General features: G+C 61.2%; 15 protein-coding genes. 8 read left to right on the top strand and 7 right to left on the bottom strand.

The window, feature by feature from the left end; all coding sequences use genetic code 11:
* Position 1: 1 nt before the first annotated feature.
* The 4 genes from NZ453_RS18120 to NZ453_RS18135 form a co-directional block, all read right to left on the bottom strand.
* Positions 2-484, bottom strand: a complete 483-nt coding sequence (locus tag NZ453_RS18120; RefSeq protein WP_263772232.1) for a PPC domain-containing DNA-binding protein — start codon at positions 482-484, stop codon at positions 2-4.
* The gene (gene citD, locus NZ453_RS18125) at positions 484-747 is read right to left on the bottom strand and encodes a citrate lyase acyl carrier protein (RefSeq protein WP_263772233.1); all 264 of its coding nucleotides are present in this window, start codon (positions 745-747) and stop codon (positions 484-486) included. The genes NZ453_RS18120 and citD overlap by 1 nt, the downstream gene beginning before the upstream one ends.
* Before the next feature lie 3 nt (positions 748-750).
* The gene (gene citC / locus NZ453_RS18130) at positions 751-1,761 is read right to left on the bottom strand and encodes a [citrate (pro-3S)-lyase] ligase (RefSeq protein ID WP_263772234.1); all 1,011 of its coding nucleotides are present in this window, start codon (positions 1,759-1,761) and stop codon (positions 751-753) included.
* Between the two features lie 126 nt (positions 1,762-1,887).
* Positions 1,888-4,113 carry an NADP-dependent isocitrate dehydrogenase gene (locus tag NZ453_RS18135; protein WP_263772235.1) on the bottom strand — a complete coding sequence of 742 codons (2,226 nt, stop codon included), beginning with the start codon at positions 4,111-4,113 and terminating at the stop codon, positions 1,888-1,890.
* 646 nt (positions 4,114-4,759) lie between these two features.
* Between NZ453_RS18135 and NZ453_RS18140 the strand changes: the two genes are divergently transcribed.
* The 3 genes from NZ453_RS18140 (at position 4,760) to NZ453_RS18150 (ending at position 7,796) form a co-directional block, all read left to right on the top strand.
* Positions 4,760-5,530, top strand: coding sequence for an IclR family transcriptional regulator domain-containing protein (locus NZ453_RS18140; protein ID WP_263772236.1), 771 nt, complete (start codon positions 4,760-4,762; stop codon positions 5,528-5,530).
* Positions 5,531-5,715: 185 nt separating this feature from the next.
* Positions 5,716-6,438 (top strand): osmolarity response regulator transcription factor OmpR, encoded by a 723-nt coding sequence (ompR, locus tag NZ453_RS18145; protein ID WP_263772237.1) that lies wholly within the window; start codon positions 5,716-5,718, stop codon positions 6,436-6,438.
* Between the two features lie 35 nt (positions 6,439-6,473).
* Positions 6,474-7,796 (top strand): ATP-binding protein, encoded by a 1,323-nt coding sequence (locus NZ453_RS18150; RefSeq protein WP_263772239.1) that lies wholly within the window; start codon positions 6,474-6,476, stop codon positions 7,794-7,796.
* Positions 7,797-7,900: 104 nt separating this feature from the next.
* On the opposite strand, the gene ppdK is transcribed toward NZ453_RS18150, so the two are convergent.
* From ppdK to ispD, 3 genes are all read right to left on the bottom strand, one after another.
* Positions 7,901-10,624, bottom strand: coding sequence for a pyruvate, phosphate dikinase (gene ppdK, locus NZ453_RS18155; protein ID WP_263772240.1), 2,724 nt, complete (start codon positions 10,622-10,624; stop codon positions 7,901-7,903).
* 284 nt (positions 10,625-10,908) lie between these two features.
* Positions 10,909-11,397 carry a 2-C-methyl-D-erythritol 2,4-cyclodiphosphate synthase gene (gene ispF / locus NZ453_RS18160; RefSeq protein ID WP_263772241.1) on the bottom strand — a complete coding sequence of 163 codons (489 nt, stop codon included), beginning with the start codon at positions 11,395-11,397 and terminating at the stop codon, positions 10,909-10,911.
* Positions 11,394-12,083, bottom strand: a complete 690-nt coding sequence (gene ispD, locus NZ453_RS18165) for a 2-C-methyl-D-erythritol 4-phosphate cytidylyltransferase (RefSeq protein WP_263772242.1) — start codon at positions 12,081-12,083, stop codon at positions 11,394-11,396. The genes ispF and ispD overlap by 4 nt, the downstream gene beginning before the upstream one ends.
* A gap of 86 nt (positions 12,084-12,169) precedes the next feature.
* Here ispD and amrB point away from each other — a divergent pair, with 86 nt between their 5' ends.
* The 5 genes from amrB (at position 12,170) to mfd (ending at position 18,893) form a co-directional block, all read left to right on the top strand.
* A complete protein-coding gene (gene amrB / locus NZ453_RS18170; protein ID WP_263772243.1) occupies positions 12,170-12,979 on the top strand; it encodes an AmmeMemoRadiSam system protein B in 810 nt (269 codons plus the stop codon).
* Positions 12,969-13,520, top strand: a complete 552-nt coding sequence (gene amrA / locus NZ453_RS18175; RefSeq protein WP_263772245.1) for an AmmeMemoRadiSam system protein A — start codon at positions 12,969-12,971, stop codon at positions 13,518-13,520. The genes amrB and amrA overlap by 11 nt, the downstream gene beginning before the upstream one ends.
* Positions 13,517-14,617, top strand: a complete 1,101-nt coding sequence (amrS, locus tag NZ453_RS18180) for an AmmeMemoRadiSam system radical SAM enzyme (protein ID WP_263772246.1) — start codon at positions 13,517-13,519, stop codon at positions 14,615-14,617. The genes amrA and amrS overlap by 4 nt, the downstream gene beginning before the upstream one ends.
* Positions 14,614-15,294: a dienelactone hydrolase family protein gene (locus NZ453_RS18185; RefSeq protein WP_263772247.1), complete on the top strand. Its 681-nt coding sequence runs from the start codon at positions 14,614-14,616 to the stop codon at positions 15,292-15,294. Before amrS ends, NZ453_RS18185 begins: the two co-directional genes overlap by 4 nt.
* Before the next feature lie 104 nt (positions 15,295-15,398).
* Complete coding sequence (gene mfd / locus NZ453_RS18190) at positions 15,399-18,893, top strand: transcription-repair coupling factor (protein ID WP_420851686.1); 3,495 nt, start codon at positions 15,399-15,401, stop codon at positions 18,891-18,893.
* Positions 18,894-19,004 lie beyond the last annotated feature (111 nt).

Here is a 19,004-nt window from a genome sequence, read left to right on the forward strand (position 1 = left end):
GTTATTCCTCCGCAAAGTAGATGGTTGCCGTACCGCCGCTTTGCGACTTGTGGCGTTCGACGCCTTCGACCATCAACTCGACGAGGACAATTTCGCAGGTCGCAAACACCTCGGCGTCCTCGAGCTGTCCACCGACCACGTCGCCCGATGCCTTGCCGGCGATTATATGCAAATGGCAATCCGGTTGGTGATCTTCCCCGGGAATGATATTTCCGGTCAGGCCGAGCAGCTCGAGCGGCCCTTCCAGTTCATGGGGCGTGAGGCGCGCGCGCGTGATCGGCAGCTTGGCGCCGCTCTTGATACCATTGATGCGCACTTTGCGGATCGAACCAAGCGCTGACAGGATGACCGCGGACTTCACGCTCTCCTTCACCACCAGCTTCTTGATGTTTTCGACCAGCGATTGGCCCGGCAGGATTTTGAGCAGGAAACGACGCCCCTGCTTGTATTCCTTGTATCTGAATGTCGTGTTCTCGTTTTCCATTACGCTCCCCCTGCCCGCTGCAACGCGGCTTCCAGACGCGCCTCAATCGCGTAATCGAGCGCCCCGCGATCGCTGATGCTTACCTTGCCGGATTTGACGGCATTCTTGGCCAGCACTTCCTCGAGTTTGGCGCGGATCAGATGCTCAAACTGCTTCTTCACCGTCGACTCGATCTCGATCAAGAGTCGGTCGGCCGGCTCGACAGTGACCATCAGGTCACTGGACTGCATCGTGCCCGCCTGTCCTTTCTTCAGTATTTCCATACGTTACCTCCTATTGTCATACCGCAATGTGTTCCGAATCGGTTCCGCTTCGTCGCTCGTGAGGAAATCGAGGGTAGTTTGAGGCACGTAGTCCTTCAATTGCCCTACATCGTCGCTAAGCAATAGTTCACGCACCTTCGATGCGCTGATTACTCCCGTTGTCGCCTGTTTGCGCTCGATCTCGACGAGTTCGATCCCATACTCGGGGAGCAACCGCTTCATCGTTTCGTTGTAACCGTTCGTCAGACGGCAGTTGGGTTCCGTCCCCACGAAACGGCGCGTGATGCCGAAGTAAGGTGCAATCCGCGAAGCGAAAAGAATGACGTCCAGTTCCATCTGGATGCGCGCCACGGGATCGTCCTTCTTGAGGAAATAGGTCGGGAACGTCGCACCGCTCACGATATAGCGCGACGTATCGAGGAGGATTACGTTCGCGAGATCGCGTACGCCCTCTTTCACCAGCCGGAAACGGACGTCGAACGGAAACACGGACCGGTCTTCGCGCACGACGAAAACGTACAGATTCTCGACGGCCTTTGCGGCACTTTCGATGACGTAACGATGCCCGAGGGTAAACGGGTTACAGTTGACGACAATCGCGCCGTTCAGTCCTGGTTTCACCAGAGCGCTGTTCGAGGCCAGCCAACACTTCAGGCCTTTGCCGTACTCAAGCAGGGCGACCTTTCCCTGATTGGCGAGCAAGGTGAAGTTGAGCGATTGGAACGTCATCGCATAGGCGGGCTTGGTGAATACGAATAGAGACTCGTACCCGGCTTCCAGCCCGCGGGAAACGAGTGCCGTAACAAGCTCACCGAGCAAGGAGCCGCCTTGATGCGAGGGCTCCACGGCAAGCATTTTCAGGATGTTGCCTGCCCGCGCGCCAACGGCGACGAGCGTGCCGCTCTCGTAAATGCCGAACAGCTCGTCGTAACCTTCCTCGAAGGAAAGCTCGTTGCGCTCGATCAGTTCTCGTGCCGAAGCAACGTCGGATCGGGATACCAGCTGTGCGATCACCCTGTTCGCTTCCCTGTTTTCTTTCTCGTAATGTCGCCGGCCCGCCCTCCGCCCCACCCCGGGAACGAGGGGGCGGCCGGAGTCCCCCTTTTAATCAAGCTCAGTTAAACAAGTACTGCCGCTGCCTCACAGTGCATCGATGATGGCGTTCAGCGTCGCGCTCGGGCGCATCGCCTTCGACACTTTCCCGAACTCCGGCAAGTAGTAACCACCGATGTCAACCGGCTTACCCTGTGCTCCGATCAACTCCGCGTTGATCTTCGCCTCGTTTTCCTGCATGGCCTTGGCCACCTTGGCGAAGCGCGCCTGAAGTTCGGCATCCTTGCTCTGCGCGGCCAGACCTTCGGCCCAATACATCGCGAGATAGAAGTGGCTGCCGCGGTTGTCGATCTCGCCTACCTTACGCGCCGGCGACTTGTTGTTGTCGAGGAACTTGGCGATCGCTACGTCGAGCGCGTCGGCCAGAACCTGCGCTTTCGGGTTCTTGAAGTTGACCGCCAGGTGTTCCAGCGAAGCGCCAAGAGCCGAGAACTCGCCGAGCGAGTCCCAACGCAGATAGCCTTCCTTGAGGAATTGCTGGACGTGCTTCGGTGCCGAGCCGCCAGCCCCCGTTTCGAACAGTCCGCCACCAGCGAGCAGCGGAACGATCGACAGCATCTTGGCGCTGGTGCCGAGTTCGAGGATCGGGAAAAGGTCGGTCAGGTAGTCACGCAGGACGTTACCGGTCACCGAGATGATGTCCTTGCCTTGGCGAATGCGCTCAACGGAGAACTTCATCGCATCGACCGGCGACAGGATCTTGATCTCGAGGCCGCTCGTGTCGTGGTTCTTCAGGTATTTCTCAACCTTGGCAATCACGTTCGCGTCGTGAGCACGATTCTTGTCGAGCCAGAACACGGCCGGCGCGCCGGTTGCACGGGCGCGATTGACCGCCAGCTTGACCCAGTCCTGGACGGGGATATCTTTAACGCGCGACATGCGCCAGATGTCGCCGGCGCCGACCTGATGCTCGATCAGCGTCTTGCCCGCGGCATCCACGACACGAACCGTACCGTCGGCCGGGATAACAAACGTCGTCGGGTGCGAACCGTATTCTTCGGCCTTCTGAGCCATCAAGCCGACGTTCGGCACCGAGCCCATGGTCGCAGGATTGTAGGCGCCGTTCTTCTTGCAGTCCTCGATCATCGCTTGGTACATCTGCGAGTAGCAGCGGTCGGGGACCATCGCCAGCGTTTCCTGCAGCTTGCCCTCCCGGTTCCACATCTTGCCGGAATCGCGAACGACGACTGGCATCGACGCATCCACGATGACGTCACTCGGCACGTGCAGGTTAGTAATGCCCTTGTCGGAATCGACCATGGCCAGCGCTGGGCGCTTGGCATACACGGCCTTGATGTCGGCTTCGATTTCGGCCTGCTTCGCTTCCGGCAGCGTCTTGATCTTGGCATAGAGGTCGCCCAAGCCCATGTTCGGATTGACACCGAGTTGCTTGAAGGTCTCGGCATGCTTGGCGAACACATCCTCGAAGAAGACGGAAACGGCGTGGCCGAAGAGCACCGGGTCGGACACCTTCATCATCGTCGCCTTCAAGTGCAGCGAAAGGAGCAGGCCTTCGCTCTTCGCCTTCTCGATCTGCTCGGCATAGAACTGACGGAGAGCTTTCTTGCTCATGAAGGTGCCGTCGACGATTTCGCCCGCCGATGCCTTCAGTTTGTCCTTGAGCACTTTCACCGCGCCGTCGGCGCCGACGAACTCGATCTTCATCTCGCTGGCTGCTTCAATGACGACGGACTTCTCGTTGCCGTAGAAATCGCCGTTCGACATGAAGACAACGCGCGCCTTCGAGTCGGCCGACCAAGGTCCAAGCTTGTGCGGATTCTTGCGCGCGAAGTTCTTCACGGAGAGCGGCGCGCGCCGGTCGGAGTTGCCTTCGCGCAGGACGGGATTGACGGCGGAGCCCAAGACCTTGGAGTACCGCGCGTTAATCTCCTTCTCCTCGTCGGTCTGGGGATTCTCGGGATAGTCCGGGACGTTGTAGCCCTTGCCCTGCAGTTCCTTGATCGCCTCTTTCAGTTGCGGGACCGAGGCGCTGATGTTCGGCAACTTGATGATGTTGGCTTCGGGACGGAGCGTTAATTCGCCGAGCTGCGTGAGATTGTCGGCAACGCGCTGCGCTTCGGTCAGTCTCTCGGGGAAGTTGGAAAGAATGCGACCGGCCAAGGAAATATCGCTGGTTTCGACCTCGACCCCGGTATTCTTCGTAAAGGCCTGCACGATGGGCAAGAACGAATAAGTCGCCAACGCCGGCGCTTCGTCGATCTTGGTCCAGATGATCTTTGTTTGTGTGGTCATGCTTTAGGTCTCCGAGATAATAAAGATTGCTTATTCGTGGTCGGCCGAACTGCCGCCCAATCGATTGCGATCGAACCGGCAGAGCAACGTCCGGGTTCTCTGACCAGCCGGCCCACGCTTAGTGCGACTCGGACGGATCATCGAAACCACGACCTCATTCTAAATCTTCCTCATACCGTACCGACGGCACGCCAATACGGTTTGCGAGGAACTCAAAAGAGCGCTTCGAGCCGCCACCCGCCTAAAGGCCGATACGTGGCAGTTCGGCATGCCGCCCCCCAAAACCGAGGCAAATTTTTGCAAGGATCACCCAGTGTCACAAACGATGGATTGGCATAAGGTTATGCAGGTTTGGAACGAACCAATCAATGCCAAAATTACGTTTTTGGCATACAAAAGGAAAAGAACGGCGCACCGCTCGCAGATCCATGAAACGCCGCGAGACCCTGCTGTGTCTAGGTTCCAGCCAACCCTCGTGCCACTCGGGATGCCATGGTAAAGACAGCGGGGGCTTCAGCGACGAGGGAGGTTCCTTGTGCGGAAAAAAGCGGCAGTTTCGTCTTCTCCGGAATGAGCACATTGACGGCTCAAAACTTCTGCGCGATATTCATACACTTCGCGCGACTATCGCGCACCCGGAGGGGAAATGACGGAAAAGCGGGAACTCGATAAACGCGACTGGATCGCTGGTCTCGACAAAGGCATCCGCATCATCGAAGCCTTTAACGACGCGCATCCTCGCCTAACTGCCTCGACAGCCGCCCGTCGCACCGGAATCACGCGGACGGCGGCACGCCGTTACCTGCGCACGCTGGAGCACCTCGGATACGTAGAAAGCGACGGCCAAATGTTCTGGCTAACGCCGCGTGTCCTCCGGCTCGGCTGGTCATACTTCGATTCAGCAAAACTCCCACGCGCCGTCCAGCCGTACCTGCAGCGCATCGCTGTTGCGCTCGGCGGGGCGACCTATTACGCCGTGCTCGACGAAACCGATGTCGTATTCGTGGCACGCGACGGATCGAGCCAAATACAGAATGTCGGCTTCGTACTCGGTGCCCGGGTGTCTGCCAACCTCGCCGCGGCCGGCATTGCGATGCTCGCGTACCGCCCCAAGGAAGAGGTCGACGCCTGGCTGGCCGGAAGAAAATTCGTTCCGTACACGCAGCACACGGCTACGACGGCCGACGCCGTGCGTGAGAACATCGACAATGCCCGCGTTCGTGGCTACGCGCTGCTCGAACAGCAACTAGCCCCCTCGGTGCGCGGTATTGCAGTCGCCATCCGCAAGCGCGACGGCACAATGGTTGGCTCGATCAGCGTCAGCTTGCCGATGGGCACCGAGACGTCCGAACGCGCCGTGGCCCGCTCGCTCCCTTATCTGCGCGAAGCCGAATACGCTCTGATGTCCGCTTTCTGACGCGTGCCACGCTGCCAATGGCCCGTGTCCCTTTTGCATCACCGGATGGTGATGCTATACGCCAGGACAATGCGTGCATCATTCCGTTGTTCTACCCGCCATTCCTTCGGTACCCCCCGATCCGGCCGCCTTTACGCGAGCACCGGCCCCTTTTCGCATCCGACGCTTCCGGTTAGGATTGCCGCATGGCTGAAAGAAAAATCCTCGTCGTAGATGACGACCGCCGGCTCCGCGATCTGCTCCAACGCTATCTTGGAGAGCAAGGGTTCGCCGTCAAGACGGCTGAAGCTGCGGAGGCAATGGACAAATGGTTGGCGCGCGAGAGCTTCGACCTGATCGTGCTTGACCTCATGCTACCCGGTGAGGATGGACTCTCGATCTGCCGCCGACTGCGAGCTGCCGAGCCGCTACAGGCAATCATCATGTTGACGGCCAAAGGCGACGAAATCGATCGCATCGTCGGGCTTGAAATGGGTGCCGACGACTATCTGCCCAAGCCATTCAATCCCCGCGAACTCGTTGCGCGCATCCAAGCCGTTTTGCGTCGGAGAGGAAGCTCGGTTCCCGGGGCACCGACATCCGAGGACAAAATCATCGTTTTTGGCGACGTCGAGGTCGACCTCGGAATTCGCACACTAAAGCGCAAAGGGGAAATCCAGCCCTTGACGACCGGCGAGTTCGCGGTGCTCAAAGCACTGCTCGAACACCCGCGTCAGCCGCTCTCGCGCGACCGGCTGATGACTCTGGCGCGGGGACGCGAGCAAGGGCCCTTCGACCGCGCCATCGACGTCCAGGTATCCCGGTTGCGCAAGCTCGTCGAACCCGAGCCATCGACCCCCCGCTACCTGCAAACCGTCTGGGGCTTCGGCTACGTCTTCATCCCCGACGGTCAGGTACAGACAAAGTAAGACTGGCCCGTCAAACGATTGCTCAAAACTTGTTCGTGATCTCCCTGCGCAGATTCGTCCCGAGGACTTTGCTGCTGCGGGCATTTTTGCTCCTCAGTCTGCTTCTCCTGATTTCGGTGGCTACATGGCTCACCTTGTTCAGCCTCGCGGAACAAGAACCGCGCGCACGCCAGGTGGGCGAACTGGCAGCAAGTGTGGTCAACCTCACGCACGCCGCGCTCGTCAATGCGCAGCCCGCAAAGCGTCTCAACCTGTTGCGCGATTTGGCGGAGAGCGAGGGGGTCCATATTTATCCCGCCGAGCAGGACGATGATGTGGACTCGCTGCCGGACACGTTCTTCTTCCGCATCGTGGCCGAAACCATCCGCGACCTCCTCGGTCCCGATACGCGGGTGGTTGGCACGGTGAACGGCCAATCAGGCATCTGGACGAGCTTTTCGATCGGCAACACCGCCGACGACGACTATTGGCTCATGCTCCCCGGCGAACGGGCGGAGACCGCTTTCCCCTGGCAATGGCTCGCCTGGGCGGCCGCCTCCCTGGCCCTGACGCTCGCTGTCGCCTGGGTGATCGTGTCGCATATCACGCGCCCTTTGCGCCGGCTCGTCGGCGCGGCACGCGAAGTCGGCCAAGGACGGCACCCCAAGCCGGTTCCCGAGGAAGGCGCGGCGGAATTATGCGAACTCGCCGAGGCCTTCAATCGCATGTCGGACAGCCTGCAGCGCATCGACGCAGAACGTGCCGAAGTCCTCGCCGGCATCTCGCACGATCTGCGCACCCCGCTCGCGCGATTGCGGCTGGAACTCGAACTGGCCATTTCGGACGACGACGCCCGCGAAGGAATCGCGCAAGACATCGAGCAGATGGACGCCATCATCCGGCAGTTCCTCATCTACGCGCGCGGCGAAGGCAAGGAGGCGCCGGAACGGCTTGACGTGAATGCGCTGATTACGCAGGTGGCAAGCGCGCAGGAACGAAGTGGTCAGCATCCCCAGCTTAACCTCGGGAAACTGCCGCCCGCGTCGGTGCACCGTCAGGCTCTGACACGCGCGGTCACCAACCTGATGGAAAACGCGCGGAAATACGGCGATGGAGAAATCCGGGTCGAAACGCGCCACGAGCAGGGCGACATTCTGATCGACGTACTCGATCGGGGTCCCGGGATTCCGGAGGACGAAGTCGAACGCTTGAAGCGACCGTTCACCCGACTTGAAAACGCGCGCTCGAACGCGAGTGGAACGGGTCTGGGGCTGGCGATCGTCGAACGGATAGCCCGCCTACATGGCGGCCGGCTGGAATTGCTCAATCGGGAAGGCGGCGGACTCATCGCACGCCTGCGTTTTCCTCGCCGTCCGTAGAGATAGCCTAAGCGCAAAAAAAAATCCGCCGACCGAAACGGCCGACGGATCTGCTGCCCCACAACGTCCAGCGCCTATCAGATGGCACTGGACGCCTTATTTGCTTACTTGTTGCTGATCGCTGCTTGCGCCGCCGCCAGACGCGCGATCGGCACACGGAACGGCGAGCAGCTCACGTAGTCGAGACCGACGCGATGGAAGAAATCGATCGACGCCGGGTCGCCGCCATGTTCGCCGCAGACACCGAGCTTGATGTTCGCACGCACCGAGCGGCCCTTCTGGGCAGCCATCTGTACCAACTGGCCGACGCCCTTCTGGTCGATCGACTGGAACGGGTCCTGCTCGTACATGCCGTCCTTCAGATACACCGGCAGGAACTTGCCAATGTCATCACGCGAGAAGCCGAGGGTCATCTGCGTCAGGTCGTTGGTACCGAACGAGAAGAACTCGGCCTGCTTGCCGATGCTGTCGGCGACGAGTGCGCCGCGCGGAGTTTCGATCATCGTGCCGACCATGAAGTCGATCGTCGCCTTACGCTCGGCAAATACCGCTTCCGCTGTACTCCGGATCACTTTTGCCTGGGCGTTGAATTCGCGCACCGTACCGACGAGCGGGATCATGATCTCGACCTTCGGGTTGATACCCTGGGCCTTGCAGTTGAGCGCGGCTTCGATAATTGCGCGAGCCTGCATTTCGGTGATTTCCGGATAGGTGATACCGAGGCGGCAGCCACGGTGTCCCATCATCGGATTGGCTTCGTGCAGATCATCGACGCGATTCTTGATCTCCTCGTACGAGAGGCCCATTTCCTTGGCCATCTCGCGCTGGTTGGTCTCATCATGCGGCAGGAATTCATGCAACGGCGGATCAAGCAGGCGAATGGTGACGGGCAGCCCGTCCATCGCCTTGAAGATGCCTTCGAAGTCGCCACGCTGCATCGGCAGCAGCTTGGCGAGCGCCTTGCGGCGCCCTGCTTCGTCTTGAGCAAGGATCATTTCGCGTACCGACTTGATCCGATCGCCCTCGAAGAACATGTGTTCGGTCCGGCAGAGGCCGATGCCCACGGCGCCGAAATTGCGTGCGACGCGCGCATCTTCAGGCGTATCCGCATTGGCGCGAACAGCGAGGCGCTTGTAACGCTCGGCGAGTTCCATCAGCTTGCCGAAGTCGCCCGAGAGATCCGCGTCCTTGGTCGGAACCTGGCCTTCGTAGACCTGTCCCGTCGACCCGTCGAGTGAAACCCAGTCGCCTTCCTTGTAGACCTTGCCGCCGACCGTCATCGTGCGCGCCTTAGGATCGACGCGTACCGAACCCGCACCGGAGACGCAGCACTTACCCATGCCGCGCGCGACAACCGCCGCGTGCGAAGTCATGCCACCACGCGCCGTCAGGATGCCTTTGGCGACCGCCATACCGCGCAGGTCTTCCGGAGAAGTTTCCTGGCGGACGAGAATCACGGTCTTGCCCTTGGCTACCCATTCTTCGGCTTCATCGGCGAAGAATACGATCTGGCCCGTGGCCGCGCCGGGAGAAGCCGGCAGTCCGTGCGCGATGCTGCGCGCGCTCTTCACGGCCTGGCGATCGAACACCGGATGCAGAAGCTCGTTCAAGCGATCCGGCGTAACACGCAGCAGCGCGGTCTTCTCGTCAATCAATCCCTGCTGCAGCATTTCCATCGCGGCACGCACCATGGCGGCGCCCGTGCGCTTCGCGGAGCGCGTCTGCAGCATCCAGAGCTTGCCTTCCTGGATCGTGAACTCGATGTCCTGCATGTCCTTGTAGTGATTTTCCAGCGCCGTCTCGGTCTTCAAGAGTTGCTGGTAAATCTCGGGCATCAGTTCTTCGAGCGAGGGGAACTTGCTGCGGCGGTCCTCTTCGCTGACCTGCGCCAGTTGCGCCCAGCGGCGTGATCCTTCGAGCGTAATCTGCTGCGGCGTGCGGATACCGGCGACGACGTCCTCGCCCTGAGCGTTGACCAGGAATTCACCATTGAAGATATCTTCGCCCGACGCCGCGTCGCGTGTGAAGGCAACGCCGGTACCGCTGTGGTCGCCCAGGTTGCCGAAGACCATCGACTGAACGTTGACGGCCGTTCCCCAGGAATCGGGGATATCGTTCATCTTGCGATAGAGCTTGGCACGATCGTTGTCCCAGCTCTGGAACACCGCCATGATGGCGCCCCACAGCTGGTCCCACGGATTGTTGGGGAACTCGCGGCCCAAGCGATTGCGGATCAGCGCCTTGAATTCGCTGACCATGTGCTTGAGATCGGCGACCTCGAGTTGAGTGTCGAGCTCAACGCCTTTCTTCTCCTTGATCTCGTCGATGATGACTTCGAACGGATCGTGGTCTTCCTTCGACTCCGGCTTCAAGCCCATGACCACGTCGCCGTACATCTGGATGAAACGGCGGTAGGAATCCCACGCAAAACGCTCGTTGCCAGACTTGTTCGTCAAACCGACGACCGCCTCGTCATTGAGACCGAGGTTGAGGATGGTGTCCATCATTCCAGGCATCGATGCACGCGAGCCTGAACGTACAGAAACCAGCAGCGGATCGGCCGCGTCGCCGAACTTCTTGCCCATTTCTTTCTCGACAAAGGCGACGCCCTGCAGCACTTCAGATTCGATCAGCTTGCGGACGGCATCGGCGCCTTGTTCGGTATATACCGTACACACCTCGGCGCTGATGGTGAGGCCTGGCGGCACCGAAATGCCCAGGCGACACATTTCGGCGAGGTTTGCGCCCTTGCCGCCCAGCCGGTCTTTCATATCGGCCGCGCCTTCAGTCTTCGAGGGGCCAAAGACATAAACGAATTTATTCGACATTTCTACCCCAATCTACGGTCAACAATCATAAAAACGGCAATACCGGGGGCCCTCCGCGAAGCGGCGCCCACCCGTCTTGCCAGCGGTCACTTCGTTCTTTTTTTGAGCCCGCGATTCTAGCAGAAAAACCCTGTGCCAGCCGGCCGCCTTGCCGTGTACCGCTTTGATTTGATTAGAAATTGGATAAGTGGCCAGACCAATTTTCACCTGCCGCTCGACTGATAACGGCTCGCAACAAGGAGAGAAGAAGTGCCTTACCGTATGCAGCGAAGCCGCCAGGAAGGTCAGCGATCGGGAAGCCCGCCTTCGATCAATGCCACGGCATCGCAGGAAATGCCCTCTTCACGACCAACGAAACCCAGGCGTTCGCCAGTTTTGGCTTTGATATTCACGCACCCATACGGAATGCCGAGATCCGCCGCGATGATCTCCACCATGGCGGGGATATGGGGCGCCATCTTCGGGCGCTGGGCATTGATCGTCGCGTCAAGATTGACCACATGCCAGCCCGCCTGTGCGAGCTTCTCACGCGTTGTACGCAAGAGCACGCGACTGTCGGCACCGCGATAACGTTCGTCGGTATCGGGAAAATGACGGCCGATGTCGCCTAGCCCAGCCGCCCCCAGCAAGGCATCGATGATCGCATGCAGCAGGACGTCTGCGTCCGAATGGCCGAGCAAGCCTTTCTCGTGGGCAATCTCGACACCGCCGATGATCAGTTTGCGCCCAGTCACCAGGGCGTGGATGTCCGAACCCTGCCCAACACGAATCATCGGCTTCTCCCGAGAAGGATCAGTTCTGCGAGCCGCAGATCTGCAGCGAAGGTTACCTTGAGGTTGGTGGCATCCGCACGTACGAGCTTCGGTCGAAACCCGGCCGACTCGACCGCGGACGCCTCATCGGTCACGCCGAGGTGCCCGGCCAGAGCATCACAAAGGAGGCCGTAGCGAAACATCTGCGGCGTTTGCGCCTGCCAGAGTCCTTCCCTGGGCTCGGTGGCAACGACGCGCCGCTCTTCGTCGCCACGCTTCAACGTGTCGGCAACCGGAACGGCAAGAAGTCCTCCGATTGGATCGTCGGCCAACTCATCGCACAGAGTATCGAGCATCTCCTGTGTCAAGCATGGGCGGGCCGCGTCGTGCACCAACACCCAGTCGTCATCGGATAGCGCTTCCCGTGCCGCGCACAAGCCGTTCACCACACTCTCCGCGCGCGTCATGCCGCCGCAGCGGACGGGATGCAGTTTGGGACCGAGGTCGTTCCAATCAAAGGTCTCCCACCACTCGTCGCCCCGCGAAAGAACCACCCAGACGCTGTCGATGCGGCGAGATGCGCAGAGAGTTGCCAGCGCGTGATGGATCAACGGCCGCCCCGCGACGGCGAGATACTGTTTGGGGATGTCGGCTCCGAAACGAGCGCCGCTACCTGCGGCGGGAACAATGGCGATATGACGGCGCATCGCGCCATTCTAGCGGAAACGATCCCAGGCGCGGCTCTTGCATTTGCTGGGTCCGTTCCCATAATGGACAGAAGGAGGAAACAGCCATGAGCCACACTGTTCGCCCCGCCGCCGTCGCCGGCAGCTTCTATCCGGATTCCGCGTCGGCACTCGACAGCCTCGTTTCCCACATGCTTGCCGAGGCACCCCGTAGCGCCTCCGCGATGCCCAAGGCGGTTATCGTTCCGCACGCCGGGTACATTTACTCGGGCCCCATCGCCGCGTCGATCTACGCCCCGCTACGGCGCCTTGAGGACATGGTGCGACGGGTCGTGCTCCTTGGTCCGACGCACCGTGTCGCCGTCGACGGCATCGCCGTACCGGCCAGCCGCGCGTTCGCAACGCCGCTCGGCGTAGTGCCCGTAGACGCCGAGGCGATTGCCGCCATCGCCGATCTGCCGCAAATCGTGGTGAGCGAGGCGGCTCATGAACAGGAGCATTCGCTGGAGGTCCAGCTTCCCTTCCTGCAAGTGGCGCTTGGCGACTTTGCGCTGGTGCCACTGGCCGTCGGACGCGTCTCGCCCGAGGCCGTCGCAGAAGTCATCGAGCGTCTGTGGGGCGGCGATGAGACGCTGATCGTCGTCAGTTCGGACCTGTCGCATTACCTGCCTTACAGCGAGGCACGGAGCGTAGACGCGCGTACCGCACAGGAAATCGTCGCCATGCGGCCGGACATCGAGCACCACGAGGCCTGCGGGGCGACACCAGTCAACGGCTTGTTGATCGCCGCCGCCCATCATGGCTTGCATGCAAGGTTGCTCGATCTACGCAATTCGGGCGATACGGCGGGCAACAAGACCCGTGTAGTGGGGTATGGCGCCTTTGCCTTCGACGAGGATGAAAAGCATGCCCATTGATCCACTTGGCTATGCCCTGTTGACGATCGCGCGCAAAGCAATCGAGAAGCGGTTCGGTGCTGCCGTACAGCAGAACGTGGCCTCGCACCCGGACCTCGCGCGCCCCGGTGCAACCTTTGTCACGCTGACGCAGGACGGTCAACTGCGCGGCTGCATCGGCAGCCTGGAAGCGCATCGCCCACTCGCTGCCGACGTCGCCGAGAACGCTGTGGCGGCGGCATTTCGCGACCCGCGCTTCCCACCGCTGCAGGCGGACGAACTGTCGCGGACCCGGGTCGAGGTCTCCCTGCTCGGGGTTTCGGAACCGATGGAATTCGTCGACGAAGCCGACGCGATCGGCCAGCTTCAACCGGGCGTTGATGGGCTGATCCTGTCGCACGGCAGCCGGCGCGCGACCTTTCTGCCGCAAGTTTGGGAATCGCTCCCCGATCCCCGGAACTTCGTCGCCAACCTCAAAGTCAAGGCCGGATTACCTGCCGATTTCTGGGACGACGACATTCGTCTCGCCCGTTACGGCGTTCAGAAATGGAAAGAGAAGTGAAAACCCCCGAATCGATCCATCCCGCGCAGTGGTGGCATACCTTGCCGGCAGAATCGGGCAAGGCGGAACGCATCCAATGCGATCTCTGCCCGCGCGACTGCAAGCTGCATGCGGGACAGCGCGGCGCCTGCTTCGTGCGCCAGAACCTCGGCGGTCATATGGTGCTGACCACGTACGGCCGCTCGTCCGGTTTTTGCATCGACCCGATCGAGAAGAAGCCCCTCAATCACTTCTATCCCGGCTCATCGGTCCTCTCATTCGGAACGGCGGGCTGCAATCTCGCTTGCAAGTTCTGTCAGAACTGGGACATCTCGAAGTCGAAGGACATGGACCGCCTGATGGACGCGGCAAGTCCCGACGGCATTGCCGCGGCGGCGGCGGCTTACGGAGCGGAATCGGTCGCCTTCACATACAACGACCCTGTGGTCTTTGCCGAGTATGCGATCGATACCGCGCTCGCCTGCCGTAAGCAGGGAGTGAAGACCGTGGCCGTGACGGCCGGGTACATTCATCCCGAACCGGCCAAGGTATTCTATGCCGCCATGGACGCCGCCAACGTCGACCTGAAGGGCTTCACCGACGATTTCTACGTCAAGCTTTGTGGCGGCCACCTTCGCCCGGTGCTCGACACACTGGTCTACATCCACCATGAAACGTCGTGCTGGCTGGAAATCACGACCCTGCTGATTCCCGGGCAGAACGACTCCACTGCCGAGATCAAGGCACTCTCCGACTGGGTCCGGCGCGAACTCGGCCCCGACGTCCCGCTACATTTCACCGCCTTCCACCCCGATTGGAAGATGGACGATTTGCCGAGTACGCCGGCCTCGACGCTCAGCCACGCCCGACGCATCGCCCTCGACGCAGGTCTGCACTATGTCTATACCGGCAATGTGCATGATTCCGAGGGAGGAACGACCTTCTGCCCCGCCTGCCACGCGGCGCTGATCGAACGGGATTGGCATACCATCCGGCATTACGACCTGCCCAATGATGGCCGCTGTCCGCATTGCCGGACCGTGATTGCCGGCCACTTCGGGCGTTTCGGCAAGCCGTTCGGCGCTCGCCGGATCCCGGTGCGGCTGGCGCGCCGATGATCGACTTCGCGTCGGACACGTTCGGCATCCCGCTTTCGGTCTCGTCCGAGCACGGCTTGCTGCATGGACGGCTGACCCTGATACCGGGTGCCCCAGGCCTTGTGGTGCTCGTCCATGCGGCATTGGCTCTCGACAAGCGCGACGAGAGGCTGGCGCACATTCTGCGCGATGCCGGACTGTCCACGCTGAACGTCGATCTGCTTGCCCATCAGGAAGAACATTTTCCCGACACGCACAACAACGTCCCACTGCTCGCCAAACGGCTGCTCGACTTCCTCGGACTCATCAAGACCCGCATGATCCTCGGCGAAATCCAGCCGCAACCGCTTGGCCTCTGCGCCGCCAATGCTACGTCCCCGGTCGCCGTGCGGGTGGCCGCATTGCGCGATCATGACATCGCCGGCGTGGTATGCCGAGGCGGGTTGATCGACCTTGCCGGTGTGCTGTATCTGCGTTCCCTCGAATCGCCGCTGCTCATGGTGGCGGAGGAGAACGACTTGCACCAGGTGGCAGCGAGCCGGCGCGCACTGCACGAGATCCCGGGTCTGACCGAGTTCCGCACAATCCCGGAAATCGGTTTGGACTACGCTACATCAGAAGGCTTCGACATCTTCGCTCACGAAGCCGCGCGTTGGTTCCTGAAACGCTTCGCTGCGGCCGCTTCAGGCATTCCGTAATCCAAGGTACTCGCCGGGCAATCTCCGCAACCCGCGTATGACCGAGACGGCCCGGCATTCCGCTATAATCGACTGTTTCCCCGAACCACTCCGAAACACTGCTCGTGCCTCAAAATACGCCCGTTTCAGAGCCCGCCGTCCTCGATGCATTAGCCGCCCTCCAGCATGGACTGCGGCTGCCGATACCGAAGTTCAGAAACGGCGAGCGCACCCAACTCCCTCCATTCGCGGGGTCCGCCGACGCGCTGTACATCGCGCAAATGGCGGACTCTCTCGGTGGACACATGCTGGCCGTACTCACCGCCACCGCCGGCGATGCGCAACGGCTGCTCGACGAGATTCCCTGGTTCGCACCGGGTCTGCGCGTCCGTCAGCTCCCCGACTGGGAAACCCTGCCGTACGATAGCTTCTCGCCCCACCACGACCTCATCTCCGAGCGGCTCGCAACCCTCTACGCCGTCACGCGCGGCGAGTGCGACGTACTGCTCGTGCCGGCGTCGACGGCCATGTACCGGATGGCGCCGCCGGCCTACCTCGCGGCCTACACCTTTTTCCTCAAGAACGGCGAGACACTGGACGCCGAGCGCTTTCGAGCGCAATTGACGCTCGCCGGGTATACGCATGTCACGCAGGTCGTTTCGCCGGGCGAGTACTCGATCCGCGGCGGACTCGTGGATTTGTTCCCGATGGGCTCGGCGCTGCCCTTCCGCCTCGATCTTTTCGGCGACGAAATCGAGAGTATCAAAACGTTCGACGTCGACACGCAGCGCACGCTCTATCCCGTGCCGGAAATCCGGCTGTTGCCAGCACGGGAGTTTCCGCTCGACGACAAAGGACGGGCGCGCTTCCGGCAACGCTTCCGCGAGCGCTTCGAGGGCGACCCGGCAAAGTCCGGGATCTACAAGGACATCTCCGCCGGCATCCCATCGGCGGGTATCGAATACTGGTTGCCGCTCTTCTTCGAAGAAACGGCGACGCTGTTCGATTACTTGCCGCCGGAGACCGTGCTCTGTCTCCATAACGACGTACCGGAGGCGATTCGCGCCTTCTGGAACGACGCCCGATCACGCTACGACATGCTCTCCGGGGAGCGCAGCCGGCCCTTGCTCTCCCCGGCCGAACTCTTTCTCGCGGAAGAACCGTTCTTCGTTGCCGCCAAGCCCTATACGCGGCTAGCCATCGGCGAAGGGGTCGGAGGAGCCACGGTGCCGATACCGGCGATCGCCGTCGACCGCCGCGCCGAAGATCCGTTGGCACGCTTGAAGAGCTTCATCGATACCTTTGATGGGCGAATACTTCTTCTTGCCGAATCGGCGGGTCGCCGCGAAACACTGGCCGAGCTGTTTTCCGAGTATGGCGTCAAAGCCGCGCCCAGCGCCGACATCGGCGGATTCATCGCCAGCGACGCGAAAATCGCCCTGGGTGTCGGTCCGTTGCATCGCGGTTTCGTGTTCGGCAACTTGGCGTTCGTCACCGAGGCCGAGCTGTATGCCGGTAGCCCGACCCGGCGCAGCCGCCAGGCGGCACAACGCAGAGCATCGCTCGACAATTGGCTGCGCGACCTTACCGAACTCAAGATCGGCGACCCGGTCGTCCACGAACAGCATGGCATCGCCCGCTACCAGGGGCTCGTCCACCTCGATCTTGGCGAAGGCGATATGGAGTTTCTCGAACTCCATTATGCAAACGAGGCCAAGCTTTACGTCCCGGTATCGCAGCTTCACGTCATCTCGCGCTATTCGGGCGCCGACCCTGAGGCCGCGCCGCTCCATGCGCTGGGGAGCCAGCAATGGGAGAAGGCCAAGCGCAAAGCCGCGCTGCAGGCGCGCGACACCGCGGCCGAATTGCTCTCCCTGTACGCCATGCGCGCCGCGCGTGAGGGGCATTCTTTCCAGTTCAAAACGCACGATTACGAAGCATTCGCCGACGGCTTCGGCTTTGAGGAAACGCCCGACCAGGCGGCAGCGATCGAAGCCGTAATCAACGACATGAAGTCCGGCAAGCCGATGGACCGCCTTGTGTGCGGCGACGTCGGCTTCGGCAAGACCGAGGTTGCCTTGCGTGCGGCGTTCTGTGCCGTGGCCGGCGGCAAGCAGGTGGCAGTGCTGTGCCCGACGACGCTGCTTTGCGAACAACACTTTCAGACCTTCAGCGATCGCTTTGCGCAGATCGCGCATGTGTGGCCGGTGAGGATCGTCGAGTTGTCGCGTTTCAAGACGGGCAAGGAGACGACGCAGGCACTGAAGGAACTCGCCGAGGGCAAGGTCGACATCGCGATCGGCACGCACAAGCTGCTGCAGAAGGATGTCGAATTCCCCCGCCTTGGGCTCGTCATCATCGATGAGGAACACCGTTTCGGCGTACGTCAGAAGGAGACGCTGAAGGCGCTACGCGCCGAGGTGGACGTGCTTACCCTGACGGCAACGCCGATCCCGCGCACGCTCGGCATGTCGCTCGAAGGCCTGCGCGACTTTTCAGTGATCGCTACGGCTCCGCAGAAGCGGCTGGCGATCAAGACCTTCGTTTCCGGGTACTCGGACGGCATTATCCGCGAGGCGCTGCTGCGCGAATTCAAGCGCGGCGGCCAGGTCTACTTCCTGCATAACGAAGTCGAGACCATCGAGAACATGCGTGACAAGCTCACCAAGTTGCTACCGGAGGCGCGCATCGTCGTCGGTCACGGCCAGATGAGCGAACGGGAGCTCGAGCGCGTGATGCGTGACTTCACGCAGCAGCGCGCCAACTTGCTGTTATGTACGACGATCATCGAAACCGGCATCGACAATCCGCACGCCAACACCATCGTCATCAACCGCGCCGACAAGTTCGGTCTTGCGCAGTTGCATCAGCTGCGCGGGCGCGTCGGGCGTTCGCACCACCAGGCCTACGCCTATCTCCTGACGCCGGGCGGTACCGAAGCCACCGCCGGCCTGAGCAAGCAGGCTCGCCAACGTCTCGATGCCATCCAAATGATGGATGAACTCGGGGCCGGCTTCTACCTCGCCATGCACGATCTCGAGATTCGTGGCGCCGGGGAAGTGCTCGGAGAAAACCAGTCGGGCGAGATGCAGGAAGTCGGCTTCAACCTCTATACCGAGATGCTCAACCGCGCCGTCTCCGCCCTGAAGCAGGGCAAGGAACCGGACCTCACGCAGCCGCTCGGCATTGCCACGGAAATCAATCTGCACATCCCGGCTCTGCTTCCCGACGCCTACGTGCCGGATGTGCACGAGCGGCTGACGCTCTACAAGCGTCTCGCCAATAGCGAGACGATGGACGACATCGCCGCGATGCAAGAGGAATTCGTCGACCGTTTCGGCGACCTGCCGCCGCAGGCGCAATCGCTGCTCGAGAGCCACCGTCTGCGCCTGCTCTGCAAGCCGCTCGGCATCGTCAAGATCGACGCCGGCCTTGAGAATATTCACCTACAGTTCGAACCGAATCCGCCGATCGAGCCGATCCGCATCATCAACCTAATTCAGAAAAACCGGAACTACCGGCTGGCTGGGCAAGATAAGCTCTCGCTCAAACGGCCCACCGCTACGTTGGCCGACCGGGTGGCGGCCATCAAGGATCTGATGCGCCAGCTAAAGGGATGACCCGCGCTCAAGCGGCCCTTGCCGTCGCTTTCCGCAGCATGTCCTTTGTTCCCACATCGCCCGCCGCACTCAACCACGGCGAGCGATGTAAAATCGTTTTCCTTCCACTGC

This window comes from Propionivibrio soli, assembly GCF_025770765.1.
In the GTDB taxonomy this organism is placed as follows: Bacteria; Pseudomonadota; Gammaproteobacteria; order Burkholderiales; family Rhodocyclaceae; genus Propionivibrio; species Propionivibrio soli.